This is a genomic window from Microbacterium sp. CCNWLW41 (genome assembly GCF_037083505.1).
In genome coordinates this window covers 70,670-95,860 of the sequence record NZ_JBAOJP010000014.1, presented here as the reverse complement: position 1 = coordinate 95,860, position 25,191 = coordinate 70,670, and the positions used below count along the sequence as shown (strand labels likewise).

At 72.2% G+C, this 25,191-nt stretch carries 23 protein-coding genes; 13 read left to right on the top strand and 10 right to left on the bottom strand.

Features of this window, described 5'->3' with window-relative positions:
• Positions 1-77 precede the first annotated feature (77 nt).
• From V6R91_RS33745 to V6R91_RS33725, 5 genes are read left to right on the top strand one after another with little or no spacing between them, the layout of a single operon-like run.
• A complete protein-coding gene (locus V6R91_RS33745; protein WP_336398952.1) occupies positions 78-1,283 on the top strand; it encodes a glycerate kinase family protein in 1,206 nt (401 codons plus the stop codon).
• A 58-nt stretch (positions 1,284-1,341) separates the two neighbouring features.
• On the top strand, positions 1,342-1,809 hold the full coding sequence (locus tag V6R91_RS33740) for an FAS1-like dehydratase domain-containing protein (protein WP_336398951.1): 468 nt from the start codon (positions 1,342-1,344) through the stop codon (positions 1,807-1,809).
• Positions 1,806-2,228, top strand: a complete 423-nt coding sequence (locus tag V6R91_RS33735) for a MaoC/PaaZ C-terminal domain-containing protein (protein WP_336398950.1) — start codon at positions 1,806-1,808, stop codon at positions 2,226-2,228. Before V6R91_RS33740 ends, V6R91_RS33735 begins: the two co-directional genes overlap by 4 nt.
• Positions 2,229-2,239: 11 nt before the next feature.
• A complete protein-coding gene (locus tag V6R91_RS33730; RefSeq protein WP_336398988.1) occupies positions 2,240-3,379 on the top strand; it encodes a UDP-N-acetylmuramate dehydrogenase in 1,140 nt (379 codons plus the stop codon).
• A gap of 33 nt (positions 3,380-3,412) precedes the next feature.
• On the top strand, positions 3,413-3,808 hold the full coding sequence (locus V6R91_RS33725) for a VOC family protein (RefSeq protein ID WP_271061588.1): 396 nt from the start codon (positions 3,413-3,415) through the stop codon (positions 3,806-3,808).
• A gap of 122 nt (positions 3,809-3,930) precedes the next feature.
• Here the strand turns inward: V6R91_RS33725 and V6R91_RS33720 are convergent, their stop codons facing one another.
• The 7 genes from V6R91_RS33720 to aceA form a co-directional block, all read right to left on the bottom strand.
• On the bottom strand, positions 3,931-5,130 hold the full coding sequence (locus V6R91_RS33720; protein ID WP_336398949.1) for a pyridoxal phosphate-dependent aminotransferase: 1,200 nt from the start codon (positions 5,128-5,130) through the stop codon (positions 3,931-3,933).
• A gap of 33 nt (positions 5,131-5,163) precedes the next feature.
• Positions 5,164-5,583 carry a YccF domain-containing protein gene (locus tag V6R91_RS33715; protein WP_067243285.1) on the bottom strand — a complete coding sequence of 140 codons (420 nt, stop codon included), beginning with the start codon at positions 5,581-5,583 and terminating at the stop codon, positions 5,164-5,166.
• A gap of 119 nt (positions 5,584-5,702) precedes the next feature.
• Positions 5,703-7,052 carry an LCP family protein gene (locus V6R91_RS33710; RefSeq protein WP_336398948.1) on the bottom strand — a complete coding sequence of 450 codons (1,350 nt, stop codon included), beginning with the start codon at positions 7,050-7,052 and terminating at the stop codon, positions 5,703-5,705.
• Positions 7,053-7,148: 96 nt separating this feature from the next.
• The gene (locus V6R91_RS33705) at positions 7,149-7,601 is read right to left on the bottom strand and encodes a hypothetical protein (RefSeq protein WP_271062982.1); all 453 of its coding nucleotides are present in this window, start codon (positions 7,599-7,601) and stop codon (positions 7,149-7,151) included.
• A gap of 78 nt (positions 7,602-7,679) precedes the next feature.
• Positions 7,680-8,147 (bottom strand): ribonuclease E activity regulator RraA, encoded by a 468-nt coding sequence (rraA, locus tag V6R91_RS33700; RefSeq protein WP_336398947.1) that lies wholly within the window; start codon positions 8,145-8,147, stop codon positions 7,680-7,682.
• Positions 8,148-8,263: 116 nt separating this feature from the next.
• Positions 8,264-9,994, bottom strand: a complete 1,731-nt coding sequence (aceB, locus tag V6R91_RS33695; protein ID WP_336398946.1) for a malate synthase A — start codon at positions 9,992-9,994, stop codon at positions 8,264-8,266.
• Positions 9,995-10,135: 141 nt separating this feature from the next.
• Entirely contained in the window at positions 10,136-11,449 is a 1,314-nt protein-coding gene (gene aceA, locus V6R91_RS33690; RefSeq protein ID WP_231821429.1) for an isocitrate lyase, read from the bottom strand.
• 131 nt (positions 11,450-11,580) lie between these two features.
• Here aceA and V6R91_RS33685 point away from each other — a divergent pair, with 131 nt between their 5' ends.
• On the top strand, positions 11,581-13,017 hold the full coding sequence (locus tag V6R91_RS33685; protein ID WP_336398945.1) for a helix-turn-helix domain-containing protein: 1,437 nt from the start codon (positions 11,581-11,583) through the stop codon (positions 13,015-13,017).
• Between the two features lie 88 nt (positions 13,018-13,105).
• On the opposite strand, the gene V6R91_RS33680 is transcribed toward V6R91_RS33685, so the two are convergent.
• Entirely contained in the window at positions 13,106-13,765 is a 660-nt protein-coding gene (locus V6R91_RS33680) for an amino acid deaminase (protein WP_336398944.1), read from the bottom strand.
• Positions 13,766-13,920: 155 nt separating this feature from the next.
• On the bottom strand, positions 13,921-14,472 hold the full coding sequence (locus tag V6R91_RS33675) for a TetR/AcrR family transcriptional regulator (protein ID WP_336398943.1): 552 nt from the start codon (positions 14,470-14,472) through the stop codon (positions 13,921-13,923).
• Between the two features lie 74 nt (positions 14,473-14,546).
• On the opposite strand from V6R91_RS33675, the gene V6R91_RS33670 reads away from it, so the two are divergent.
• On the top strand, positions 14,547-15,245 hold the full coding sequence (locus tag V6R91_RS33670) for an MBL fold metallo-hydrolase (RefSeq protein ID WP_271062738.1): 699 nt from the start codon (positions 14,547-14,549) through the stop codon (positions 15,243-15,245).
• A 37-nt stretch (positions 15,246-15,282) separates the two neighbouring features.
• On the opposite strand, the gene V6R91_RS33665 is transcribed toward V6R91_RS33670, so the two are convergent.
• Positions 15,283-16,818 carry a PucR family transcriptional regulator gene (locus tag V6R91_RS33665; protein WP_336398942.1) on the bottom strand — a complete coding sequence of 512 codons (1,536 nt, stop codon included), beginning with the start codon at positions 16,816-16,818 and terminating at the stop codon, positions 15,283-15,285.
• A 106-nt stretch (positions 16,819-16,924) separates the two neighbouring features.
• Here V6R91_RS33665 and gabT point away from each other — a divergent pair, with 106 nt between their 5' ends.
• From gabT to V6R91_RS33635, 6 genes are all read left to right on the top strand, one after another.
• Positions 16,925-18,283 carry a 4-aminobutyrate--2-oxoglutarate transaminase gene (gene gabT, locus V6R91_RS33660; RefSeq protein WP_271062740.1) on the top strand — a complete coding sequence of 453 codons (1,359 nt, stop codon included), beginning with the start codon at positions 16,925-16,927 and terminating at the stop codon, positions 18,281-18,283.
• Positions 18,284-18,382: 99 nt separating this feature from the next.
• The gene (locus V6R91_RS33655) at positions 18,383-19,762 is read left to right on the top strand and encodes a flavin monoamine oxidase family protein (RefSeq protein WP_219085189.1); all 1,380 of its coding nucleotides are present in this window, start codon (positions 18,383-18,385) and stop codon (positions 19,760-19,762) included.
• On the top strand, positions 19,759-20,658 hold the full coding sequence (locus tag V6R91_RS33650) for a universal stress protein (protein WP_336398941.1): 900 nt from the start codon (positions 19,759-19,761) through the stop codon (positions 20,656-20,658). The genes V6R91_RS33655 and V6R91_RS33650 overlap by 4 nt, the downstream gene beginning before the upstream one ends.
• Positions 20,655-22,226: an APC family permease gene (locus V6R91_RS33645; protein ID WP_336398940.1), complete on the top strand. Its 1,572-nt coding sequence runs from the start codon at positions 20,655-20,657 to the stop codon at positions 22,224-22,226. The genes V6R91_RS33650 and V6R91_RS33645 overlap by 4 nt, the downstream gene beginning before the upstream one ends.
• Before the next feature lie 52 nt (positions 22,227-22,278).
• Positions 22,279-23,748: an NAD-dependent succinate-semialdehyde dehydrogenase gene (locus tag V6R91_RS33640; RefSeq protein WP_336398939.1), complete on the top strand. Its 1,470-nt coding sequence runs from the start codon at positions 22,279-22,281 to the stop codon at positions 23,746-23,748.
• Positions 23,749-23,759: 11 nt separating this feature from the next.
• Entirely contained in the window at positions 23,760-25,121 is a 1,362-nt protein-coding gene (locus V6R91_RS33635; RefSeq protein WP_336398938.1) for an NAD-dependent succinate-semialdehyde dehydrogenase, read from the top strand.
• Positions 25,122-25,191 lie beyond the last annotated feature (70 nt).

The window sequence follows — 25,191 nt, the reverse complement described above, 5'->3', positions numbered from 1 at the left end:
AGGGCGACCGCTCGAATCGGGACGACACCGTCGTACCCGCTGATCGTCGTGCCCGCCCGGGCACCGAAGGAGGAAACATGTCATCCATCCGCATCCCGCAGCGCATCCTCGTCGCACCGAGCGGCTTCAAGGAGAGCATCGACGCCGACGGCGTCGCCCGGGCGATCGCCGCCGGCATCCGCCGGGTCATCCCCGGCGTCCGCGTCGACGAGTTCCCCGTCCCCGACGGCGGGGAGGGGACCGCGGCCGCCCTCGCCGCCGCCACCGGAGGAGCGCTGGTGCCGGCGCGGGTCACCGGTCCGACCGGCGCGGCCGTGGACGCGCACTGGGCGCGGCTGGGCGGGGCGGCGGAGGGGACGGCGGTTGTCGAGATGGCGGCGGCCGGCGGCCTCCGCCTCGTCCCGCGCGACCGCCGTGACCCGGGTGCGACGACCACGCGCGGCGTCGGGGAGCTCATCGCCGCGGCCCTCGACGCCGGTGCGCGACGGATCATCGTCGGGTGCGGGGACTCGGGCACCAGCGACGGCGGGGCCGGAGCCCTGCAGGCTCTGGGGGCGCGTGTCCTGGACGCGCAGGGCTGTGTCGTCCCGGACGGCGGTCGGCACCTCGCCGCCGCCGCGAGCCTGGACCTGTCCGGGCTTCATCCCCGTGTCGCCGAGGTCGAGATCGTGCTCGCGTGCAACATCCACAACGTGCTGTGCGGCCCGCGCGGGGTGGCGCGGGTGTTCGGCCCGCAGAAGGGGGCGACGCCCGCGCAGGTGGAGGAGCTGTCCGCCGCCCTGGACTCGTGGGCGGCACTGCTGGAGCGGTGCTCGCCGTTCGGCGGCGCGATGGACGTCCGCACGGGGCAGGGGACGGGGGCCTCGGGCGGATTGGGGGCCGGTCTGGCGGCGGTGCTCGGCGCACGGCTCGCCCCGCGGTTCGAGGTCCTGCTGGATGGCGGGCTGCTTCCGCAGTCCCTGGACGACCTGCTCTCCGAGGCAGACCTCGTGATCACCGCTGAGGGGGCGATCGACTTCCAGACGCCGCGGGGGAAGGTCCCGGCGGAGATCGCGCTGCGGGCACGCGTGGCGGGCGTCCCGGTGCTCGGGATCGCCGGGACCCTCGGCCAGGGGGCGCCCGCCGTCCACGACATCGGCATCGGCGCGATCGCCTCGATCCTGACCGTCCCGATGCCGCTGGAGGAAGCGGTGGCGAACGGCGAGGAGCTGCTTCGGGACGCCGCCGAGCGCAGCATGCGTCTGGTCCTGCTCGGCTCCGCGCTCGCGGCGCGGGCGGAATGAGGCTTTCCCACGGTGCGGCCGCGGAACGGGGCACGGACCCGCTGGGTAGGATCGAGGGGTGCCTGTGAACCCCGAACTGGTGGGACGCGCGTTCCCGCCGACCACGCCGTATCTCGTCGGGCGGGAGAAGGTGCGCGAGTTCGCCCGCGCCGTCTTCGCTGACGCCCCCTCGCACACGGACGTCGAGGCCGCCCGCGCGCTCGGCTTCGCGGACGTCGTCGCCCCGCCGACGTTCGCGATGGTCATCCAGGACCTGACCCTGCAGCAGCTGTTGTCCGCTCCCGACTCCGGCATCGTCCTGGCCCGCACGATCCACGCCGAGCAGCGCTTCGCGTACACCCGCCCGATCGTGGCGGGTGACGAGCTGACGGCCCAGCTGCGCATCACCGGCATCCGGCCGATGGGCGCCGCGGCGATGGTCACGAGCGAGGCGGAGATCACGGACGCCGACGGCGCGCACGTCGTGACGGCGACGAGCGTGCTGCTGATCGGATCCGACGAGGAGAAGGCGGAGGCCGCGGCATGACCGCCGAGACGTTGGAGGTCGGCACGGTCGTCGCCGAGCGCTCCGTGCACCTCACCCGGGACTCGCTCGTGCGCTATGCGGGCGCCTCCGGGGACTTCAACCCGATCCACTACCGCGACGACGTTGCGGCGGAGGTGGGACTGCCCGGCGTCCTCGCCCACGGCATGCTCACCATGGGGATCGCCTCCTCCGTGGTGGTCGCGGCGCTGCCCGGCGCGGCACGGGTGGTGGACTACGGCGTGCGTTTCGCCCGACCGGTCGTGGTGGACCCGGTCACCGGCGCAGAGCTGACCGTCACCGCGAAGGTGGGAGCGGCGGACGAGTCGGCCGTGCGCATCGACCTCACGGTCAAGCACGGAGACACGACGGTCCTCGTCAAGGCCCAGCTCCGCGTCGCGGCGGACTCGCTCGGACGATGACGGACGCCCGCGTGCCGGAGACCGCCCCGATCCGCCTCGCCGAGCTGACGACGCTCCAGACCGGTGCTGCGCCCGCCCGCATGGTCGACGCGTCCACCGCCGATGAGATCGTGGCGGCGCTCCGGGACGTCTGGTCCCGCGGAGACGAGTGGTTCGTGCTCGGCGGCGGGTCCAACCTGTTCGCCGGGGACGAGCCGTTCGACGGCACCGTCGTCCGGATCCGCTCCACGGGGATCGAGCGGCTCCCCTCGCCGCACCCCGGCCGCGTCCGGCTGCGCGTGCAGGCCGGCCACGACTGGGACGCCCTCGTCGCGGAAACGGTCGCGCAGGGACTCGCCGGGATCGAGGCGATGTCGGGCATTCCGGGCACGGTCGGCGCGGCGCCGGTGCAGAACGTGGGTGCGTATGGACAGGAGATCCAGGAGACGCTGGTCGAGGTCGAGCTGATCGACGAGTCCACCGGCGAGGTGTCCGTCGTCCCGGCCGCCGAGCTCGGGCTCGGGTTTCGCACCTCCGTCCTCAAGCACCATTACGGCTCGGTGCCGCGGCGCCGAGCGGTGATCCTCTCGGTGACCCTCGACCTCGCGGAGGTCGGTCCCGCGGGGCGCGTGGTGCGCGGCGAGCAGCTCCGGCGCGCGCTGGGGCTCGAGGGGGAGGAGCCGGTCCCGCTGAGCTGGGTGCGCGAGCGCATCCTGGCCACCCGCGCGGCGAAGGGCATGATCTTCGATCCGGAGGATCCCGACACGCACGGCGCCGGGTCCTTCTTCCAGAACGCGATCGTCTCCGAGTCGTTCGCGCGGACCCTTCCCGCCGAGTGCCCCCGGTGGCCGGTGTCCCCCGACCTCGACACCGTCACGGTCATCCCGCTGGACTCCTACGACGGCATCGTGCCCCCGCCTCGCGCCGACGTGTCCTCCGACGTGAAGGTCAGCGCGGCATGGCTGATCGAGAACGCCGGCATCCGCAAGGGATTCCGGCTGCCGCGTTCCCGCGCCGGCGTCTCGACCAAGCACGCCCTCGCGCTGACGAACCGCGGCGGCGCGACCGCGGGGGAGATCGCCGAGCTGGCGCGGTTCATCCAGGGGCGCGTGCACGCCGAGTTCGGACTGCTGCTGCAGCCGGAGCCGGTGCTCGTCGACGTCGAGCTGTAGCCGGCGGCTCAGCCACCGCGTAGGCTCGCCCGCATGACCGCACCCGCTCCGTACCTGCTCTTTCCCGGCAACGCGGCCGAGGCCCTGGAGTTCTATCGGAGCGTGTTCGGCGGCGAGCTGATGACGTTCACGTATGCCGAGGGCGGCCGCAGCGATGGTCCGGGAGACGCGATCGCGCACGGAGAGCTGCACGGCCCCGTCGCCGTGTCCGGTGCCGACGCCGGCGCCGACCAGGACGGCGTCCAGATGAGCGGGATGTTCCTCGCGCTGCTGGGCACCGCCGAGCCCGAGACGCTCACCCGCTGGTACGAGCAGCTCGCCGTCGGCGGGCGCATCATCGATCCGCTGCAGAAGCGTCCTTGGGGCGACCACGACGGGTCTGTCGCGGATCGATACGGCGTGCGCTGGCTGATCGGCTTCCGCGGCTGACCTTTCCGCGCCTGCCTCTCCCTCGACGTCCGAAACCCCCTCGCAACGCCGATACCCCCTCACACCCGCGTGGGTGAGAGGGGGTCTCGACGGCGAGAGGGGGTCTCGGTGAACCCGTCCGATCAGGAGAACAGACGCTGGAGTCGCTGCACGCCCTCCAGGAGGGCGTCGTCGCCGAGCGCGTACGACATGCGGATGTACCCCGAGGGCCCGAACGCCTCGCCCGGGACGACGGCGACCTCGGCCTGCTCGAGGATGAGGTCTGCGAGCTCCAGCGAGGTCGTCGGGGTCACGCCGCCCCACGAGCGGCCGAGGAGTCCCTGGACGTCCGGATACACGTAGAACGCGCCGTGCGGGTCGGGCACGACCAGCCCCTCGATCTTGGACAGCTCGGAGACGATGAGTCGACGGCGGCGGTCGAAGGCCTCGCGCATCTGCTCAGCCTCGGTCTGCGGACCGGTGAGGGCCGCGATCGCCGCCTTCTGCGCGACGTTGTTCACGTTGCTCGTGAGGTGCGACTGCAGGTTGCCGGCGATCTTGATCGCGTCGGCGGGACCGACCATCCAGCCCACGCGCCATCCGGTCATCGCGTAGGTCTTCGCCACGCCGTTGACGAGGATCGTCTGCCCGGCGACCTCGGGGACGGCCTGCACGACCGAGGTGGCCCCGACGCCGTCGTAGGTGAGGTTCTGGTAGATCTCGTCGCTGATGATCCAGATGCCGTGCTCGAGCGCCCATTCGGCGATCGCTCGCGTCTCCTCGGCGGTGTAGACCGAGCCGGTCGGGTTGGACGGGGAGACGAACACAAGCACCGTGGTGCGCTCGGTGCGGGCGGCCTCGAGCTGCGCGACCGTGACCTTGTAGTCCTGGTCGGCACCGGCGAAGACCTCCACCGGCACGCCGTCGGCGAGGCGGATGGCCTCCGGGTACGTCGTCCAGTACGGCGCGGGCAGCAGCACCTCGTCGCCCGGGTTCACGACGGTCTGGAACGCCTGGTAGACGGACTGCTTCCCGCCGTTCGTGACGATGACCTGGCTCGGAGAGACCTCGAGCCCGGAGTCGCGCAGCGTCTTGGCGGCGATGGCCTCGCGTAGCGCCGGCAGGCCCGCGGCAGGCGTGTACCGGTAGTTCGCCGGGTCGGCGAGGGCCTCGGCGGCCGCGTCCACGATGAACTGCGGTGTGGCGAAGTCGGGCTCGCCTGCGGCATACGAGATGACGGGCTTGCCCTCGGCCTTGAGGGACTTGGCCTTCGCGTCCACCTTGAGCGTGGCGGACTCGGCGATGGCGGAGAGCTTGCGGGAGAGAGGCGCGCGTTCGGTCACACGGGAAAGCGTACCCGGGCGCCCTGCGCCGGGTCATCCCCGTGTCGAGGAGCCTCCGAGCGTGCGGTCGAACGCGCCGTCCCGGGTCGAGACGATGTCCTTGCCGAGCGGCATGAGCGAGATCGGGACCATCTTGAAATCCGCGATCGCCATCGGGATGCCGATGATCGTGATGCACAGCGCGATCCCCGAGACGATATGCCCGAGCGCCAGCCACCACCCGGCCAGGATCACCCAGATCACGTTGCCGAGGAACGAGCCGACGCCCGCGGTGGGCTTGGCGACGATCGTGCGGCCGAAGGGCCAGATCACGTAGCGCGCGGTGCGGAAGGAGGCGATCGCCCACGGGATCGTGATGATCGGGATGCACAGCAGGATCCCGGCGAGCACGTAGGCGAGGAAGAGGCCCACGCCGGCGAAGACCAGCCAGATGATGTTGAGCAGCGTGCGCATGCTCCCATTCTCCCCGCCCGCCGCCGCACGGATGCCGAGTGGTCAGTTTCTGTGGGTTCGCGGGCTCTCAACCCACAGAAACTGACCACTCGACGACGCGGCGGAGCGGACGACGCGGATCAGGCGTTTCCACCCGAGCAGGTGAGCTCGCCGGGCGTCGTGCCGGTGATCGACGGCGGAAGCTCCAGACGGCCGTCCACGACCGCGCCCGGCGGCGGCTCCGGTGGCTCGACCGCGTTGGGGTCGACGGGGGCGTTGGGGTCGACGGGGGCGTTGGGGTCGACGGGGGCGTTGGGGTCGACGGGGGCGTTGGGGTCGGGCACAAGCTCCGCCCCGCCCACGGGGGAGACGTCCCCCGTGAGCCGCAGCGGCTGGTTGGCGGCGATCGCGGCCCACAGGATCTCCGCGGAGTCCTCGTCGGGAACGACACGGTTCGGATCGGACGGATCCGGGAAGGTCGGGTACTGCAGGAACACGTAGTCGTCGAAGGGCACGCTCTTCAGCGCGAGTGCCATCCGGACCAGGAGCACGGGGTCCTGCAGGGTGTCGCTGGTGACGACGTTGTCCGTGACCACGGTGGCCATCCGCAGCAGCTTCGCGGGGTCGCCGAGCACCTCGTCGCTGACCACCTTCCGCGCCAGGCGCGACATGTACTGCTGCTGGTTGGAGATGCGCCCGAGGTCGCTCTCGTCGCCGACACCGTGGCGGGTCCTCAGGAACTGCAGCGCGTCCAGCCCCTGGATCACGCGGTTGCCGGGTTCCCATTCCAGGCTCGTGTGCTCGTCGCTGATCCCGGTGCCGCCGATGCAGACCTCGACCCCTCCGATCGCGTCGGTGATCTGGATGACGTCGTCGAAGCCGAGCTTCGCCGCGTAGCCGACCGTGATCCCCGCCAGATCGCCGAGGGTCTTCGCCACGCAGGGGAGCCCTCCGGTCGCGAACGCCGTGTTGATCTGCGCCCGCCACATCGGCGAGGTCTCGTCGCCGTCGTCGTCCGTGCACGCGGGGATGGAGATCATGAGGTCGCGGGGGAAGGAGACGACCGTGACGCGGCGGGGCGCGTCGGAGACGTGCACCAGCAGGTTGACGTCGTTGAGCGGCACGTCGCTCTCCGGATCGGCGCACCGGTCGCCGAACAGCGGCGTGGTGATCGGCCCGCACTCGTCGATACCCGTGATCACGACGTCGAAGCCGCCGCTGTAGGCGCCGATGCCGGGCGGCTGGGCGGGGATCGCGGCGTCCTGCCCGAGCGACACGGTGTTCTCGGCGAGGCTCCCGGTCAACTCCGAGAGGACGAAGGCACCGACGGCGAGGGCGGCGACGAGGACGGACGCGGCGCCGGCTCCCAGCACGGTGAGGAGCTGGCGGAGGACCCCAGGGGAGCGGAACGCGGCGTGGCGGGCGAGCGGGCGGCGATGACGACGGGTCACGGGCATCGCGTCCGTGGGCATCCGGCGGCGGCGGGCCACGGCGATCGTTTCGGCATGAGTGCACGCTACCGGGTCGCGGGCCCGGGGCCCGGCAGCGGTGCGGCGGATCCCGTAAGAGGGAGTCGTGCCGCGGTGTCAGGCGAGGTGGCCCGGCGGCACCGCGCAGTAGTCGCCGAAGCGTCGGGTCGGGCGCTCTGGGTCGGTCAGATCCACGAGGGCGTCCGCCGCCGTGTGCGGCGGCTCGTCGCCGGCGAGCACCCAGATCGACTGGTGCCAGAGGCCGCGCGCCGAAGGGGTCAGCAGTCCGGCGTCGCCGGTCACGATGCGGACCGCGTCCACGCGGGAGGCCCGATACGGCGCGACGACCTCCGTGCGCAGGGCGGCCTCGTCCTTGCCCGTGGCGTCGGCGACATCGGCCACGACGTCGTGGCCGGCGAACGCCTCCGCCAGCCGTGCCGCGAACGCGGTCACCCGGTCGGCGTCGGCTCCGGCGACCGCGATCAGGCGTGCGCCGTGCGCGGAACGGGCGAGGAACTCGCCCACGAGGTCGACGGCGACGGAGGGGACGGCGTCCGGGGACTCACTCATGCGGCCAGCGTACGCCCGGGTCAACAGCCGGGGCCGCGTGGGGCGGTCAGGCGAGCGCCGCGACCTCGGGCGGATCCCTCAGCGCTCGACGAGGATCCCGTCCTCGTCGGCGACGAGGCGTGCGCCCGGACGGAACACGACGCCGCCGAACGCGACTTCCACGTCGACCTCGCCGGCGCCCTCCTTCGTGCTCTTGCGCGGGTTGGTGCCGAGGGCCTTCACCCCGAGCGGCAGCCGGGCGATCTCGACGCTGTCGCGGATCGCGCCGTGGATGACGACGCCGGCCCACCCGTTCGTCACGGCGAGCCCGGCGATCATGTCGCCCATCAGGGCGCGGTCGAGGGATCCGCCGCCGTCCACCACCAGCACGGCCCCGTCGCCCGGCGTCTCCAGGACGGACTTCAGGACGACGTTGTCCTCGAAGCACCGCACCGTGCGGACGGGGCCGGAGAACGCCGCCCGTCCGCCGAACGAGCGCAGTTGCAGCGGGAGGGACTGCAGCGCCTCGCCGAGACGGTCGTAGAGGTCGGCGGTGGACTCGGTCATGTCGGCTCCTCGGGATCGCGCGATCGGCGCCGCGTCGTCGCGAGTGGTCAGTTTCTGTGGGTCGAACGGCGCCGAACCCGCAGAAACTGACCACTCGATGGAAGGGATCGAGGCGATCAGTCCGTCTCGGTCAGGTGCTTCGAGTATGCGCCCAGCGTGAGGAAGGCCGGGAACTCCTCGCGCAGCGCCACCTCGCGGAACACCTCCGCGGCGTCGTCGAACCGGTCCGAGGTGCGTTCGGCGGACGAGCCCGTGACCGATCCCGTCGCCTCCGACGATCCCGTCGCGCCCGCGGAGCCCGTCGCGCCCGACTCACCCGCGGAGCCCGCGCGGACCTCGGCGAGCACCTCCGCGATCAACGCCTCGACGTACTCCACGGTGATGGCGGTGCCGTCCTCCGTCTCCCGATCCTGGTGGATCCACTGCCACACCTGCGACCGGGAGATCTCGGCGGTCGCCGCATCCTCCATGAGGTTGTCGATCGCCACCGCTCCCTGACCGCGGAGCCATGCCTCCAGATAGCGGATCGCCACGGAGACGTTGTCGCGCACGCCCGCCGCGGTGATCGGACGGCCGATGTGCACGTCCAGGAGGTCCTCCGCCCGCACCTGCACGTCATCGCGCCGGCGATCGAGCTGGTTCGTGCGCTCGCCCAGCACGGCGTCGAACTCGGCCTGCGCGGTCGGGATCAGATCCGGGTGGGCGACCCACGTGCCGTCGAACCCGTCCCCGGCCTCCCGCTTCTTGTCGGCGGCCACCTTCTCGATCGCCCGGGCGGTGACCTCGGGGTCGCGCCGGTTCGGGATGAAGGCGCTCATGCCGCCGATCGCGTAGGCGCCGCGCCGGTGGCACGTCTGCACGAGCAGCTCCGTGTACGCCCGCATGAACGGCACCGTCATCGTGACCTCGCTGCGATCCGGGAGCACGAACCGGGCCCCGCGCCCGCGGTAGTTCTTGATGATGGAGAAGATGTAGTCCCAGCGTCCGGCGTTCAGCCCTGCGCAGTGGTCGCGCAGCTCGAACAGGATCTCGTCCATCTCGAACGCGGCCGGCAGCGTCTCGATCAGCACCGTGGCGCGGATCGTGCCGTGCGGGATCCCGAGGTAGTCCTCGCTGAACGTGAACACGTCGTCCCAGAGCTTCGCCTCCTCGCTGGACTCCAGCTTGGCGAGGTAGAAGTAGGGGCCGCGCCCGGCGTCGATGAGCGCCTGCGCGTTGTGGAAGAAGTACAGGCCGAAGTCCACGAGGGATCCCGAGGCGGCCAGGGTCCGTCCGGTCCGGTCGGTGAACTCCAGGTGCTTCTCCACCAGGTGCCACCCGCGCGGGCGCATCACGATGGTCGGCGTCGTCTCCGCCGTGACGCGGTACTCCTTGCCCTCGGCGCTCGTGTGGGTGAGCTCCCCCCGGATCGCGTCGCGCAGCGACAACTGGCCGCCGATGACGTTGCGCCAGGTGGGGCTCGTCGCGTCTTCCTGGTCGGCCAGCCACACCTTCGCGCCGGAGTTCAGGGCGTTGATCGTCATCTTCGGATCGGTCGGGCCGGTGATCTCGACGCGACGGTCCTCGAGGCCCGGCCCGGCGCCGGCGACGCGCCAGTCGGCGTCCTCGCGGATGTGCGCCGTGTCGTCGCGGAAGCGCGGGTCGTGCCCGTTGCCGATCTCGAAGCGGCGGCGCATCCGGGCGGCGAGCCGGTCGTGACGCCGCCCGGCGAAGCGGTGGTGGAGCTCGGTGAGGAAGGCCAGCGCCTCGGGCGTCAGGATCTCGTCGAACCGGTCGTGGCGGGGGCCGGTGATCTCGATGGACGGTCCGGTGCTGCGGGTGGCGGTGGTGGGGGCGGTGATGCTCATAGTGGGAGTCCTGTTCTGTGAGCGGAGCCGGTGGTGGTGTCGAGACCCCCTCTTGGCCCCGAAACCCCCTCGGAGATGCGTGATTCGGAGGGGGTCTCGGGAGGCCGAGGGGGTCTCGACGGATGCGGCATCCGCGGCGGCTTAGTGGAACTGCGCGGCCTCGGTGGAGCCGGCGAGGGCGAGAGTGGCGCTGTCGGGGTTGAGCGCGGTGGAGATGACGTCGAAGTAGCCGGTGCCCGCCTCGCGCTGGTGCTTGGTGGCGGTGTATCCGGAGGCCTCGGCGGCGAACTCCGCCTCCTGCAGCTCGACGTACGCGCTCATGGCGCGCTCGGCGTATCCGCGGGCGAGGTCGAACATCGAGTGGTTCAGGGCGTGGAAGCCGGCCAGCGTGATGAACTGGAACCGGTATCCCAGTTCCGCCAGCTCCTGCTGGAACGTCGCGATCTCGGCGTCGGACAGGTGGCGCTTCCAGTTGAAGCTCGGCGAGCAGTTGTAGGCGAGCATCTTGCCGGGGAACTCCGCGTGGATCGCCGCGGCGAACTCGCGGGCGAGCGCGATGTCGGGCTCGCCGGTCTCGACCCACAGCAGGTCGGCGTAGGGCGCGAAGGCCAGGCCGCGGCTGATGACCGACTCGATCCCGGCGCGGATCCGGTAGAAGCCCTCGCTCGTGCGCTCGCCGGTGGTGAACGCCTGGTCGCGCTCGTCGACGTCGCTGGTGAGCAGGTCGGCGGCGAGGGCGTCGGTGCGGGCGATGATCACCGTGGGGACGCCGGCGACGTCGGCGGCGAGACGGGCGGCGTTCAGCGTGCGGATGTGCTGCTGAGTGGGCACGAGGACTTTGCCGCCGAGGTGGCCGCACTTCTTCTCGCTCGCCAGCTGGTCCTCCCAGTGGATCCCCGCGGCGCCGGCCTGGATGAGCGACTGGGCGAGCTCGTAGGCGTTCAGCGGCCCGCCGAACCCGGCCTCCGCATCCGCGACGATCGGGGCGAGCCAGTCCCGCGTGACCTCGCCCTCCGCGTGCTCGAGCTGGTCCTGGCGCAGCAGCGCGTTGTTGATGCGGCGGACCACCGACGGCACGGAGTTCGCCGGGTACAGCGACTGGTCCGGGTACGTCTGGCCCGCGAGGTTGCCGTCGGCGGCCACCTGCCACCCGGAGAGGTAGATCGCCTTCAAGCCCGCGCGGACCTGCTGCACGGCCTGCCCGCCGGTGTAGGCGCCGAGCGCCCGGACGTAGTCCTCGGTGTGCAGGAGGTTCCACAGGTTCTCGGCGCCGCGGCGGGCGAGCGTGTTCTCCTCGCGGACGGAGCCGCGGATGCGGACGACGTCCTCGGCGGTGTAGGTGCGCTCGATCCCGTCCCAGCGCGGGTCGTTCTCCCAGCTCTCGCGGAGCTCGGCGGCCGTCTGGACCTGGTCGCCCGCGCGGAGGCCGGCGGGGCGGGGTGCGGTGTTCGTCATGGCGTCTCCTTCGGGGAACCGGCATCGGTGCCGGATGGCGTGCTCCCACTCTGTGTGAAGTTCGAGGTCGGATCCGGTCGGATCGGGTGTGAATTTCTTCCGAATTTCTGTTTCTGTGACAGAATCGCCCCGTGGACGACAACACCGACGCGCTCACCATCGGGCGCCGCATCCGACAGCTGCGGACCACCCGCGGGATGACGCTGGAGGCTCTGGCGACCGCCGTCGATCGCGCGCCGAGCCAGATCTCGATGATCGAGACCGGCAAGAGGGAGCCGAAGCTCACGCTCCTGCAGGCGATTGCGCGGGCCCTCGACACGTCGCTGGACGCGTTGCTGGAGCACGGCCCGCTCGACGAGCGCAGCACCCTGGAGATCGCCCTGGAGCGGGCGATGCGCGGGGGGACCTTCCAGACGCTCGGCATCGAGCCGTTCCGGATCGGGAAGTCCGTGCCGTCCGAGGCGCTGGCCGCCATGCTCGCGCTGCACGGCGAGATCGAACGGCTGCGCGACGAGCGCGCGGCGACACCGGAGGAGGCCCGGAGAGCGAACCTGGAGCTGCGCCATCTCATGCGCCGTCAGGACAACTACTTCGCGGAGCTGGAGGCGAAGGCGGCGCAGATCCTCGACGCCGTCGGTCATCCGGGCGGTCCGCTCACCCAGCGCACCGCCTCCGAGATCGCGGCCTACCTCGGCTTCACGCTCCACTACGCCTCGGATCTGCCGCAGTCCACCCGCTCGGTCGCCGACCTCGCGCACGGGCGGCTGTATCTCCCCAAGTCGGTGCCGGCCAAGGGCGATGCCCGCACGGCGGTGCTGCAGGCGCTCTCCAGCCGGATCCTCGGACACGGCGAGCCCCGCAGCTACGCGGAGTTCCTCCGCCAGCGGGTGGAGACGAACTACCTCACGGGCGCCCTGCTGATCTCCGAGGCGCACGTGGTCCCGGTGCTGCAGGACGCAAAGTCCCGGAGAGCCATCTCCATCGAGGACCTGCGCGACGCATACTCGGTCTCGTACGAGACGGCCGCCCACCGGTTCACCAACCTCGCCACCCGACACCTGGACATCCCGGTCCACTTCCTGAAGGTGCACGAGTCCGGCACCATCACCAAGGCCTACGAGAACGACGACGTGAACTTCCCGACGGACCGGCTCGGATCCATCGAAGGGCAGATGTGCTGCCGGCGGTGGACGAGCCGGGTGGTCTTCGACATCGAGGACCGGTTCAACCCGTACTTCCAGTACACCGACACCGGGAACGGCACCTACTGGTGCACCGCGCGGGTGGAGCCCTCCAGCGAGGGGCTGCACTCGGTCAGCGTGGGCGTGCGCTTCGACGACACGAAGTGGTTCGTGGGCCGCGACACCCCGAACCGCGGGGTGTCGAAGCACTCGGTCGAGGCGTGCTGCCGCCGAGCGCCCGCCGAGCTGGAGCAGCGGTGGCGGGAGAACTCCTGGCCGAACGTGCGGACGCCGAGGACGCTGCTCGCGACCCTGCCGACCGGATCCTTCCCCGGCGTGGACACGACGGACGTGTACGAGTTCCTGGAGGCGCACGCCCCCGCCTGACCCGCTCGGCCGGCTTTTGGGGCGCGAATCGGGGACCCGGGGCGCCGGGCGGCGCGCGCCGGCCCCGGGAAGGGCCCCGAAACGAGGCTTAGGCCGCGTTCCAGCGCAGGCGGGCCGAGGCCTCGTCGAGCTCGCGGCGGAGGGCGGACACATCGGCGACGGGGAAGGTCGTCACCAGGAGCGGGGAGGCGCCCGGAGTCGGCGCGACCGCGTGGACGAGGGCGCGGAACCCGCCGCGTTCCGCGCCGAGGGCGGTGTGGGTGGCCCGGCCGTCCACCGGGGCGAACCAGGCGAACTCGGCGGCGTCCCGCACGGACGCGGCCGCCGCCTCGGCGCGGGCGAGCAGGGTGGTCGATCCGCTCCACGGCAGGAAGTGGTCCGCGGGCAGGCCGAGCGAGACGGCCAGCGCGTCGCCGAGCCAGCGGTCGCGCTTCAGGCCGTACGGCGTGGGCATGGTCGAGAGCAGGTACCCGTAGCCGTGAAGCAGCCCCGCGTTGCCCACCGGCCAGGACGCCGGGAGCCCCGCGCGCTCGTGCAGCGCCTCGAACACGGCACGGGGGATGATCTCGCCGCCGGTCTTCTCGTCGATCACGGTAGACACGCCCCAGCGGGAGAACCGGTCCGCCGCACGGTCGTCGTCGATCGACGCGCCGAGCCAGGGGAGCGCGGTCAGGGCGTCATGGGCGGCGTCCGCCGTGCCGTCGGCGGCACGCTCGGCGACGCGGATGAGCTCATCAATCGGGGCCACGGTGCCCACCCTACGTGACCGCGCGCTCGACCACGACGGCCGGGACGTGCGGACGCGCGTGCTTGGGATCCTCTCGGACAACCTCGCCGACGACGGACCCCGCGGAGCGTCCCGGGCTGCGCCGGTCGGAGGCGAGCGCGCCGGTCCGCGCAGGCTCAGGCGCCGAGCCCGCGCAGGACGGCGTCGAGCCCGCGCGCGAACGCCTCGTCGACGTCGCCGCCCTGGCGGAAGGCGCCGCTCTGCTCCATGGTGCAGAACCCGTAGGCCCAGGCGGTCAGCGTGCGGGCGGCGGAGAGGGGGTCGTCCGGGGCGATCGTCGTCATGGTCTCCAGGAGGATCCGCATGACGGGCGCCGTCGCCCCGGCGGACGGCCCGGTGTCCTCGGCGGAGAAGAGCAGCGTCGTGACCCGGGGGGAGCGGGCGGCGAACGTGCGCAGCGCCTGTGCGATCCCGACGAGCCGCATGCGCGGGTCCGGAGTGGATGCGGCCACCGCGTCGATCATCCCGGTCAGCTCCGCGGCCGCGTCGTCCGCGGCGAGCCGCAGCAGCGCGAGCCGGTTCTCGGCGCGCTTGTACAGGCTCGGCGGGCGCACGCCGACGGCCGCGGCCACGGTGCTCATCGTCACCGCGTCCAGGCCCTCCCTCTCGGCGACCCCGCGGACGGCGCGCACGAGCGTCCCCGTGCTTACGCGCTGCGGTGCGGGCATCGGGCCTCCTCGGGTGTCTCCCGTCCACAATAGGCTATTGACCGTAGCCATGAAAGCTATGTAACGTAGCCTTCATGACCACGCAGCTTCTTCGGATCGGCGACGACATCGTCGCGATGCACGCGATCGTGACCCCTGACGGAGTCACCCTCATCGACGCGGGACTGCCCGGCGACCGCCGTCGACTGGAGCGGGCGCTCGTGGAGGCCGGCCGCACGCTCCGGGACATCCGCGGCGTCGTCCTGACGCACGGCGACAGCGACCACATCGGAGTGGCGGAGTGGCTGCGCCGGACCTACGGCGTGCCGGTGTACGTCCACGAGGCGGACGCCGACCGGGCGCGGGGCACGAGCTCGTCGCACGCTCCCGGCGGGGCGTGGCGCCTCGGTCCGGTCCTGCGGTTCCTCGGGGCGGCGCTGCGGCGCGGTGCGATCCGGACGCGTCCCGTGACCGAGGTGCGCACCATGGTCGACGGCGACGTGCTGGATCTCCCCGGGCGCCCCGAGATCATCGGGATCCCCGGACACTCGCCGGGATCCGTGGCGATCCGGGTCCCGTCCGCCGACGCGCTGTTCCTCGGCGACGCCGTCACCACGCGCAACGTGCTGACCGGTCGGACGGGCGTCGGGATCGGGCCCTTCAGTGACGAGCCGGCCGTGACGCCGGGCAGCCTGGAGCGGCTGCGCGGCCTGCGCGAGCGGCGGCTCCTGCCCGGCCATGGCCCGGAGTTCTCCGGAACGGCCGACGATCTCCTCGCCGCCCTGTCGTCCTGACCCTGACGCCGCGGACACGGGCGATGGGCGCGGCGGCTCAGGCCGGAGGGTCGGAGAGGCGCAGCGCGGTCCAGAGCTCGGCGCGAGCCGGGAACGCGGCGAGGTCCATCCCCAGCAGCTCGGCGGCCTGGGCGATGCGGGTTCGCAGCGTGTGGCGGTGCACGCCCAGCGCGGCGGCGGCCGGTTCGAGTCGGGCGTCGTGATCGAGCCAGACGCGCAGCGCGCGCTCCAGCTCCCCGCCCCTGGCGCCCCGGCCGCCGGATCCGTCGGCGGCCGGGCCGAGGGCGTCGTGCCGGCGGAGCGCGGACAGCCGCGACTCCGCGGCGAGGCGAGCGGCGTCGGTGGCGAGCGATTCCAGGATCGTCGCCGAGGCCTCGTCGCCGTACCGCGCCACCCGCCCGCCAGCGGGGGAGCGGCGCAGCGTCGTCAGCGCCTGCGCATGGGCGCGGGAGAAGGACGCGTACTCGTGCGGGTCGGAGGCGCCGACCGCGACGCCGGCATGCCGGGCCAGCTCGTCCAGCGCATGTGCGTCGCCCTCCGTGACGCACATCACGACGCCCTCGTCGGACTCCGCGACGAAGGCGGGGGAGGCGCCGCGGCGTCGATCCCACCACTCCAGCACCGCCGTGTCGTGGCCCCCGGTGGCGACCGCGACGATGACGGGCGCCGGGGGGAGGGCGCCGAGCACGCGCCGGGCGAGCGCGGGGTCGTCGTCGAGGAGCGACGCGAGCAGCTGGGTGTGCAGTCGCCGTCGGCTCCGGGCGAGCTGATCGCTCTGCTCCAGGGACAGCCCGGCCATGGCGATCACGGAGGTCACCACGGTGCGGGTCTCCGAGTCGAGGGCGGCCGCGGCGATCGCGATGACCCCGCGGAGGTGTCCGGTGCGGCCGAGCGTGAACAGGGTGAACGCGCCCTCGCCGTGCTCGATCGTGCGGCTCGCCGAGCCGCCCCGGGCGATCAGCTCGCGCGCGGCGGCGGCGATGTCCGCGGGAGGATCCGCCTCGGCCGGATGCGCGTGTGCGACGGCGCCCGCGGCGTCGAACATGCCGACCCAGCACCCGAGCCGTCGGGCCAGTTCGCTGAGCGTGGACTCCAGTCCGCGAGGCCGCAGGGCGGCGATCGCCAGGGCGCGCTGGGTCTCCAGCGCCCAGGTCCGCCGGGCGTAGGCCTGCGCGGCGATCGCCTCCGCGTGAGCGCGGGCCACGGCGATGAAGGGAGTGCCGTAGGGAACCTCGAACAGCGCGAGGCCGTGGGAGCCGCAGGCCCGCACCAGCTCGTCCGGCACGCCGGCGCGGTGCACGTCCGCCCCGAAGCCCAGGGCGACCACGCCGCGGGCGGCCAGGCGGGCGACGTAGGGGGACCAGGATTCGGCGTCCGTCATCTGCGTCCCCGTGGTCAGCAGGACGAGGTCGTCGGCGAGGAACGGGGTCGGGTCGGCGAGGTCGGAGCTGTGCACCCAGCGGACCGGGTGGTCGAGGGCGGGATCCGCGATGCCGAGCGACGGTATCGCACGCAGGCGGAGGTCGCGGCGATCGAGAAGAGTGCGGAGCGTGGGGGGTGAGGCGGTGTCCACGGCGACTCTCCTCGCGAATCGGGGTTATACGGACGGGCGAAAACTGCTTCACAATTGTACGTTCCGGCGAGTGCATCCGCCCCGCCGTGGTCGTAGCCTCGGCGGCATGACCCTCATCGATGAGACCTCCACGATCCCTGCCGGTGGACCGACGCTCCCTCAGGAGCGCCGTCTCGTCACCGAGCTCCCCGGCCCGCGATCCGCGGCCATCCTGGCGCGCAAGGCGGACGCCGTCGCGGCCGGCGTCGGCCACACCGTTCCCGTGGCCGCCGTGGCCGCAGGCGGCGGCGTCGTCGTGGACGCCGACGGCAACTCGCTCATCGACCTCGGCAGCGGCATCGCCGTGACCACGGTGGGCAACGCCCACCCCGCCGTCGCGCAGGCCATCGCCGCGCAGGCCGCGCAGCTCACGCACACCTGCTTCATGATCTCCCCGTACGAGTCGTACGTCGCGGTCGCCGAGGCCCTGAACCGCATCACCCCCGGCGACTTCGCGAAGAAGAGCGCCCTGTTCAACTCGGGCGCCGAGGCCGTGGAGAACGCGGTCAAGATCGCGCGCAAGCACACGGGCCGTCAGGCCGTCGTGGCCTTCGACCACGGCTACCACGGACGCACCAACCTCACCATGGCGCTGACCGCCAAGTCGATGCCCTACAAGAGCGGCTTCGGCCCGTTCGCCCCCGAGGTCTATCGCGTCCCCGGCTCCTACCCGTTCCGCGACGGCCTCACCGGCCCCGAGGCGGCGAAGCGGGCGATCACGCTCGTGGAGAAGCAGATCGGCGCCGACAACCTCGCCGCCGTCATCATCGAGCCGATCCAGGGCGAGGGCGGCTTCATCGTCCCCGCGGACGGCTTCCTCAACACCGTCGTCGACTGGTGCCGCGCCCACGGCGTGGTCTTCATCGCCGACGAGGTCCAGACCGGGTTCGCGCGCACCGGCGCGATGTTCGCGAGCGAGACCTTCGGCATCGAGCCGGACCTCATCACCACCGCCAAGGGGATCGCCGGCGGCATGCCGCTCGCGGCCGTCACCGGCCGTGCCGAGATCATGGACTCCGCCCACGCGGGCGGTCTCGGCGGCACGTACGGCGGGAACCCCGTCGCGTGCGCCGCCGCGCTCGCCGCGATCGACGCCTTCGAGAACGAGGGGATGATCGAGCGCGCCCAGCGGGTCGGCGCGATCCTCGTCGAGCGCCTCACCGCGCTGAAGGAGAAGGACCCGCGCGTGGGCGACGTGCGCGGGCACGGCGCCATGATCGCCGCCGAGTTCGTGGACCCCGAGACCGGCGAACCCGACGCGGCGCTCACAGCGGCCGTCGCCAAGGCGGCGATCGCCCAGGGCGTCATCGTGCTGACCTGCGGCACGTTCGGCAACGTCATCCGCTTCCTCCCGCCGCTCGCGATCGGCGACGACCTGCTCCGCGAGGGGCTCGACGTCGTGGCCGACGCGCTCGCCGGGGCCTGAGACCGTCGACCGCGGCCGGGATCGGGGGATGCCGGGCCGCGGTCGACACATTCCCGTCCGCGCTGCGGACCGTCCATCCCCGCCGACGAAGGAGTACCCATGACCACGGTGTCACCGACCACCCAGGAGATCAGCCGCGACGTCGTCATCGTCGGCGCGGGCGCCGCGGGCCTGACCGCGGCGAACGAGCTGCGCAAGGCGGGTCTGTCCGTCGCCGTGCTGGAGGCGCGCGACCGCGTGGGCGGACGACTGTGGACGGACGTCATCGAGGGCGCCATGCTGGAAATCGGCGGCCAGTGGGTCTCGCCGGACCAGGACGCGCTGATCGAGACGATCGCCGACCTGGGGCTGGAGACCTTCAGCCGCTACCGCGAGGGCGACAGCGTCTACGTCGGCCCGGACGGCGTCGCCAAGCGCTTCACCGGCGAGATGTTCCCCGTCTCGGCCGAGACGGAGCGCGTGATCGCCGAGATCACCGAGCGCCTCGACGCCATGGTCGCCGAGATCGATCCCGAGCGCCCGTGGGCCCACGAGAAGGCGGCCGAATGGGACGCGATCTCCTGGGACGCGTGGCTCCGCGCGCAGACCGACGACGACGAGGCCGTCCGCAACCTCGCCTTCGCGACCGGCTCGGCGATGCTCACCAAGCCGACGCACTCCTTCTCCCTCCTGCAGTCGCTGCACATGGCCGCCTCGGCCGGGTCCTACTCGCACCTCGTGGACGCCGACTTCATCCTCGACAAGCGCGTCGTCGGCGGGCTCCAGCAGGTCCCGCTGCTGCTCGCCGAGCGGCTCGGCGACGACGTGCTGCTGAACCAGCCGGTGCGCACGCTCGAATGGGGCGAGAGCGGCGTGACCGCCGTGACCGACGAGGTGACGGTCCGCGCGCGGTACGCGATCCTCGCGCACGCGCCGGTGCTCTACAGCCGGATCTCCTTCGTCCCGGCCCTGCCCCGCCGCCAGCACCAGCTCCACCAGCACCTGTCGATGGGCTTCGTCATCAAGGTGCACGCGGTGTACGACCGGCCGTTCTGGCGCGAGCAGGGACTCAGCGGCACCGCCTTCAGCCCGTACGAGCTGTCGCACGAGGCGTACGACAACACCAACCACGGCGACGAGCGCGGAACGCTGGTCGGCTTCGTGTCCGACCACAACGCCGACGACCTCTTCTCGCTCACCGCCGAGGAGCGCAAGGAGCGCATCCTCGAGTCGCTGTCGCACTACTACGGCCCCGAGGCCAAGAACCCGGTCGTCTACTACGAGAGCGACTGGGGCTCGGAGGAGTGGACCCGCGGGGCCTACGCCGCCAGCTTCGACCTCGGCGGGCTGCACCGCTACGGGGCGGATCTGCCCGCGCCCGTGGGCCCGATTCACTTCGCGTGCAGCGACATGGCCGGAGCGGGCTTCCAGCACGTGGACGGAGCGATCCGGATGGGACGGCGGGCCGCGCGCGAGATCCTGGAAGCGAGCCGGGCATGAGCGCCGGCATCGTCGTCGGCTACACGGCGACCGATGCCGGCTCCGACGCCGCGGTGTTCGGGGCGCGCCTCGCGCGCGCCCTGGGCACGCGGCTGCACCTGGTGATCGTCCTTCCCCGCGAGGGCACGCGCAGCGCTGCCGTCGCGCCGGACCGCGCCTACGAGGACGTGATCCGGGGCCAGGCGCGGACCTGGCTGGACGAGGCGCTGCGCACCCTTCCGCAGGACGTGCCTCGCAGCGCCCACGTCCGCTTCGGCGAGTCGTTCGCGGAGGGGCTGGTCGCGGCGGGCGAGGAGTTCGGCGCGCGGATGATCGTCGTCGGTGCCGCCGGCGGGGCGCTCCTGGGCCGCCACCGGCTCGGCAGCGTCGCCTCCGAGCTGCTGCACTCGTCGACCCTTCCGGTCGCACTGGTCCCGGCCGGCGGGGCGGCCGACCCGGCCACCGCGCTCACCCGCGTGACCGCCGCCCTCGGCACCCGGCCCGGCGCCGACGTGCTGCTCGACGAGGCAGTGGGTCTCGCGGGCGCCGCCGGTGCGACGCTGCGACTGGTCTCCCTCATGCCCTTCGACGTGCCCCCGGGGCTCGACACCGGAGCGATCCGCATCGCCGGGGACGAGCACGGAGAGGACGTCCTCTCCGCCGCGCGGGCCGCCCTGCCCGCCGGCGTCTCGGCCGAGGTCGAGCGCGCGCCCGGCGACAGCGTCGAGGACGCCGTCGCGCACCTCGACTGGCAGCCCGGTGAGGTCGTGCTGGTCGGATCCAGCCGGCTCGCCCAGCCCCGGCGTCTGTTCCTCGGCTCCACCGCGGCGAAGATGCTGCACGTGCTGCCGGTCCCGATGATCGTCGTCCCGCGCACCCGAGCCGCGGGCCACCCCCTCGGAGGAGACCCCGCATGACCGACACCACACGGGCGACGGAGCCCGGCCCCGGGGCGACGGAGCCCGAGTCCGGGGTGACCGGCGGGATCTCCCGCAAGGGGCTCAGCGCCGGGACGGTGGGCCTGATCGGCGCCGTCGTCATCGGCATCTCCTGCGTCGCGCCGGCCTACACCTTCACCGCCGCCGTGGGCCCGACCGCGTCCGTGGTCGGGCTGCAGGTGCCGGCGATCATCCTCGTCGGCTTCCTCCCGATGCTCCTCGTCGCATTCGGGTACCGCGAGCTCAACCGGCGGATGCCCGACTCCGGCACCTCGTTCACGTGGGCCTCGCGGGCCTTCGGCCCGTGGATCGGGTGGATGGCCGGGTGGGGGCTGATCGCCGCCACCATCCTCGTGCTGTCGAACCTCGCCGGCATCGCGGTGGAGTTCCTGTTCCTGCTCATCGCGCAGGTGACGGGCAACGCGGCGATCGCGGACCTCGCTGGCGTCACGTGGATCAACATTCTCGTGTGCCTGCTCTTCATGCTCGGCGCCACGGTGATCTCCTACCGCGACATGCAGACCACCCAGAAGCTGCAGTACTTCCTCGTCGGGTTCCAGATCCTGGTCCTGCTGTTCTTCGCGGTCGCCGCGATCGTCAAGGGGGCCTCCGGCGACGCGTTCGATCCGACCCCGTTCGACTGGCAGTGGTTCAACCCGTTCGCGGTGTCGTCGTTCAGCGCCTTCGCGGCGGGACTGTCGCTGTCGATCTTCATCTTCTGGGGCTGGGACGTCACCCTCACGATGAACGAGGAGACGAAGGACCCGGAGCGCACGCCCGGTCGGGCGGCGACCGTGACCGTCCTCACGATCGTCGCGCTGTACCTGCTGCTCGCCGTCGCGATGATCATGTTCTCCGGCGTCGGCACCGGCGCGCTGGGCCTGGGCAACGAGGACATCCAGGAGAACGTGTTCTTCCACCTGTCCGGCCCGATCCTCGGCCCGCTGGCGTTCCTGGTCTCCCTCGCGGTGCTCACCAGCTCCGCGTCGTCCCTGCAGTCGACGTTCGTCTCGCCCGCACGGACGCTGCTGGCGATGGGCCATTACGGCGCGTTGCCGTCGACGTTCTCGAAGGTGAGCCCGCGCTTCTTCACGCCGGGATACGCGACGATCGTCTCGGCGATCGTCGCCAGCGCCTTCTACGCGGTGATGCGCTTCCTCAGCGAGGACGTGCTGTGGGACACGATCACGGCGCTGGGAATGATGATCTGCTTCTACTACGGCATCACCGCGTTCGCGTGCGTCTGGTACTTCCGCAAGCAGTGGTTCGACTCCGCGCGCAACGTCTTCTTCACCTTCCTGTTCCCGCTCGTCGGCGGCGTGATCCTGGCCGTGCTGTTCGTCACGACCCTGATCGACTCGATGAGCCCCGACTACGGCAGCGGCTCGAGCATCGGAGGCCTCGGGCTCGTGTTCGTCCTCGGCGTCACCGTGATCCTGCTCGGCATCGTCGTGATGGTCTGGCAGGCCGTCCGCCGACCGGCGTTCTTCCGGGGGGAGACCCTCGGCACGGACGCTCCGCTGAGCGCCCGCCGACCCCGCCGCTGACCCCGTTCCGCCGGCACGCCGGCACCGACCCGCCACCCACGGAGGAGAATCCATGACCACGCAGATCGCACCGGTCGAGCAGGAGCTGCTCGACCGCGTCCCCACCGGCCTCTTCATCGGCGGCGAGTGGGTGCAGACCGAGCGCACCTTCGACGTGCAGGACCCGTCCACCGGAGCCGTGATCCGCTCGATCGCGGACGCGACTCCCGAGGACGGCATCCGCGCCCTCGACGCCGCCGTCGCCGCGCAGGACGCCTGGGCGGCGACCCCGCCCCGCACCCGCAGCGACATCCTGCGCCGCGCCTTCGACCTCGTCCAGGCCCACAAGGAGGACCTGGCGCTGCTGATGACCCTCGAGATGGGCAAACCCCTCGCGGAGGCCCGCGGCGAGGTCGCCTACGGCGGCGAGTTCCTCCGCTGGTTCAGCGAGGAGGCCGTGCGCATCTCCGGCCGTTATGGCCTGAACCCCGAGGGCACGGGCCGCATGGTCGTCTCGCAGCGTCCCGTCGGACCGTCGTTCTTCATCACGCCGTGGAACTTCCCCTTCGCGATGGCGACGCGGAAGATCGCCCCGGCGCTCGCCGCCGGCTGCACGGTGGTCATCAAGCCCCCGGCACTGACGCCGCTCACCACGATCTTCTTCACCACGTTGCTGGAGGAGGCGGGGCTGCCCAAGGGCGTGGTCAACGTCGTGCAGACGTCCCGCTCCGGGGCGTTGTCCGGGCCGATCATCGCCGACCCGCGCCTGCGCAAGCTCTCCTTCACCGGTTCGACCCCGGTCGGCCAGCGCCTCATCGAGCAGGCGGCCCAGGGCGTGCTGCGCGTCTCGATGGAGCTCGGCGGCAACGCGCCGTTCGTCGTGTTCGAGGACGCCGACCTGGACAAGGCCGTGGAGGGCGCACTGGCGGCGAAGTTCCGCAACATCGGCCAGGCCTGCACGGCGGCCAACCGCTTCATCGTCCACGCGGACGTCGCCGAGGAGTTCGCCCGCCGGGTGACCGAGCGCGTGCAGGCGATGAAGGTCGGCCGCGGCACCGAGGAGGGCGTGACCATCGGCCCGCTGATCGACTCCGATGCCGTAGACAAGGCGGCCGAGCTCGTCGGCGACGCCGTCGACCGCGGCGCGCGGCTGCTCGCCGGCGGCACGGCGATCGAGGGGGAGGGCACGTTCTACGCCCCGACGGTCCTCACCGACGTGGTGGCCGGCAGCGCCATCCTGAAGGAGGAGATCTTCGGCCCGGTGCTGGCGATCGCCACCTTCCGCGACGAGGCCGAGGCCGTGCGCCTGGCCAACGACACCGAGTACGGGCTCGTCTCCTACGTGTTCACCGAGGACCTGCAGCGCGGTCACCGGATGATCGACGCGCTCGAGACGGGCATGATGGGGCTGAACGTGGGGGTCGTCTCCAACGCCGCCGCCCCGTTCGGCGGAGTCAAGCAGTCCGGGATCGGCCGCGAGGGCGGGTTCGAGGGCATCCACGAGTTCCTGTCCACCAAGTACACGCTCATCCCGGTCGACTGAGAGGAACCGACATGACCGACTACGCCGTCGTGAACCCGGCCACGGGCGAGACCCTGGCCACCTATCCGACCGCCACCGACGCGCAGATCGAGGACGCCGTCGCCCGCGCCGCCGCGGCGGCCACGGTCTGGGGCACGACGCCCCCGTCCGAGCGCGCCGCCGTGATCCGCCGGATCGCCGAGCTGCACCGCGAACGCCGCGACGAGCTCGCCGGGATCATCGTGCGTGAGATGGGCAAGCCCGTCGCCGCCGCGGTCGGCGAGGTGGACTTCGCCGCCGACATCATCGAGTTCTATGCGGACAACATCGACCGGATCACCGCCGACCAGCCGCTGGACATCCTCGGCGAGGGCACCGCGGTGGTCCGCCGTGCGCCGCTGGGCGCGCTCCTGGGCATCATGCCGTGGAACTTCCCGGCGTACCAGGTGGCCCGCTTCGCCGCGCCGAATCTCGCGATCGGCAACACGATCATCCTCAAGCACGCGCCGCAGTGCCCCGAGTCCTCGGCGGTGCTGGAGCGGATCTACGCCGACGCCGGGCTTCCCGACGGCGGGTACATGAACGTGTACGCCACGAACGAGCAGGCGGCGACCATCATCGCCGACCCGCGCGTGCACGGCGTCTCGGTCACCGGATCCGAGCGCGCGGGAGCGGCGGTGGCCGAGGTCGCCGGCCGCAACCTGAAGAAGGTGGCGCTGGAGCTGGGCGGGTCGGACCCGTTCATCCTGCTGTCCACGGACGACCTGGACGCCGCCGTGCAGTCCGCGGTGGACGCGCGCCTGGACAACAACGGCCAGTCGTGCAACGGCGCCAAGCGGTTCATCGTGACGGACGCCCTGTACGACGCGTTCACGGAGAAGTTCGTGGCGGCGCTCTCGGCGGTGTCCGCCGAGGACCCCACGCAGGAGGACACCGTGCTCGGGCCGCTGTCGTCGCTGGCGGCGGCGGAGCGGCTGCAGGAGCAGATCGACACGGCCGTCGCCCAGGGCGCCACGCTGCTCACCGGCGGCACGCGGGAGGGCGCCTTCTTCGCCCCGACCGTGCTGGCCGACGTGACCCCCGAGATGGACGTGTACCGCGAGGAGCTGTTCGGACCCGCGGCCGTCGTCTACCGGGTTGCCGACGAGCAGGCCGCCGTGTCGCTCGCCAACGACACGTCGTTCGGGCTGGGGTCGTACGTCTTCACGACCGATCCGGCGCAGGCCGAGCGCGTGGCGGACGCGATCGAGGCCGGGATGGTCTACGTCAACGTCGTCCTCGCCGACAGCCCCGAGCTGCCGTTCGGCGGGGTGAAGCGCAGCGGCACCTCGCGCGAGCTGGGTCTGCTCGCGGCGGACGAGTTCGTGAACAAGAAGCTCATCCGCGTCGCCTGACGCGGAGTGCTGCGGGCCGTCCTCCCCTCGGGAGGGCGGCCCGCTCGCGTTCCCGGCGCGGTCCTGCTCC

Bases quoted from the DNA above. Each gene is read 5' to 3' on its own strand.
- V6R91_RS33715 (WP_067243285.1), bottom strand. From the start codon at position 5,583: ATGCGCACGCTGCTCAACATCATCTGGCTGGTCTTCGCCGGCGTGGGC.
- V6R91_RS33725 (WP_271061588.1), top strand. From the start codon at position 3,413: ATGACCGCACCCGCTCCGTACCTGCTCTTTCCCGGCAACGCGGCCGAG.
- V6R91_RS33635 (WP_336398938.1), top strand. From the start codon at position 23,760: ATGACCGACTACGCCGTCGTGAACCCGGCCACGGGCGAGACCCTGGCC.
- V6R91_RS33670 (WP_271062738.1), top strand. From the start codon at position 14,547: ATGACCACGCAGCTTCTTCGGATCGGCGACGACATCGTCGCGATGCAC.
- V6R91_RS33640 (WP_336398939.1), top strand. From the start codon at position 22,279: ATGACCACGCAGATCGCACCGGTCGAGCAGGAGCTGCTCGACCGCGTC.
- aceB (WP_336398946.1), bottom strand. From the start codon at position 9,994: ATGAGCATCACCGCCCCCACCACCGCCACCCGCAGCACCGGACCGTCC.
- V6R91_RS33705 (WP_271062982.1), bottom strand. From the start codon at position 7,601: ATGAGTGAGTCCCCGGACGCCGTCCCCTCCGTCGCCGTCGACCTCGTG.
- V6R91_RS33645 (WP_336398940.1), top strand. From the start codon at position 20,655: ATGACCGACACCACACGGGCGACGGAGCCCGGCCCCGGGGCGACGGAG.
- gabT (WP_271062740.1), top strand. From the start codon at position 16,925: ATGACCCTCATCGATGAGACCTCCACGATCCCTGCCGGTGGACCGACG.
- V6R91_RS33735 (WP_336398950.1), top strand. From the start codon at position 1,806: ATGACCGCCGAGACGTTGGAGGTCGGCACGGTCGTCGCCGAGCGCTCC.
- V6R91_RS33650 (WP_336398941.1), top strand. From the start codon at position 19,759: ATGAGCGCCGGCATCGTCGTCGGCTACACGGCGACCGATGCCGGCTCC.
- V6R91_RS33745 (WP_336398952.1), top strand. From the start codon at position 78: ATGTCATCCATCCGCATCCCGCAGCGCATCCTCGTCGCACCGAGCGGC.
- V6R91_RS33675 (WP_336398943.1), bottom strand. From the start codon at position 14,472: ATGCCCGCACCGCAGCGCGTAAGCACGGGGACGCTCGTGCGCGCCGTC.
- V6R91_RS33655 (WP_219085189.1), top strand. From the start codon at position 18,383: ATGACCACGGTGTCACCGACCACCCAGGAGATCAGCCGCGACGTCGTC.
- aceA (WP_231821429.1), bottom strand. From the start codon at position 11,449: ATGACGAACACCGCACCCCGCCCCGCCGGCCTCCGCGCGGGCGACCAG.
- rraA (WP_336398947.1), bottom strand. From the start codon at position 8,147: ATGACCGAGTCCACCGCCGACCTCTACGACCGTCTCGGCGAGGCGCTG.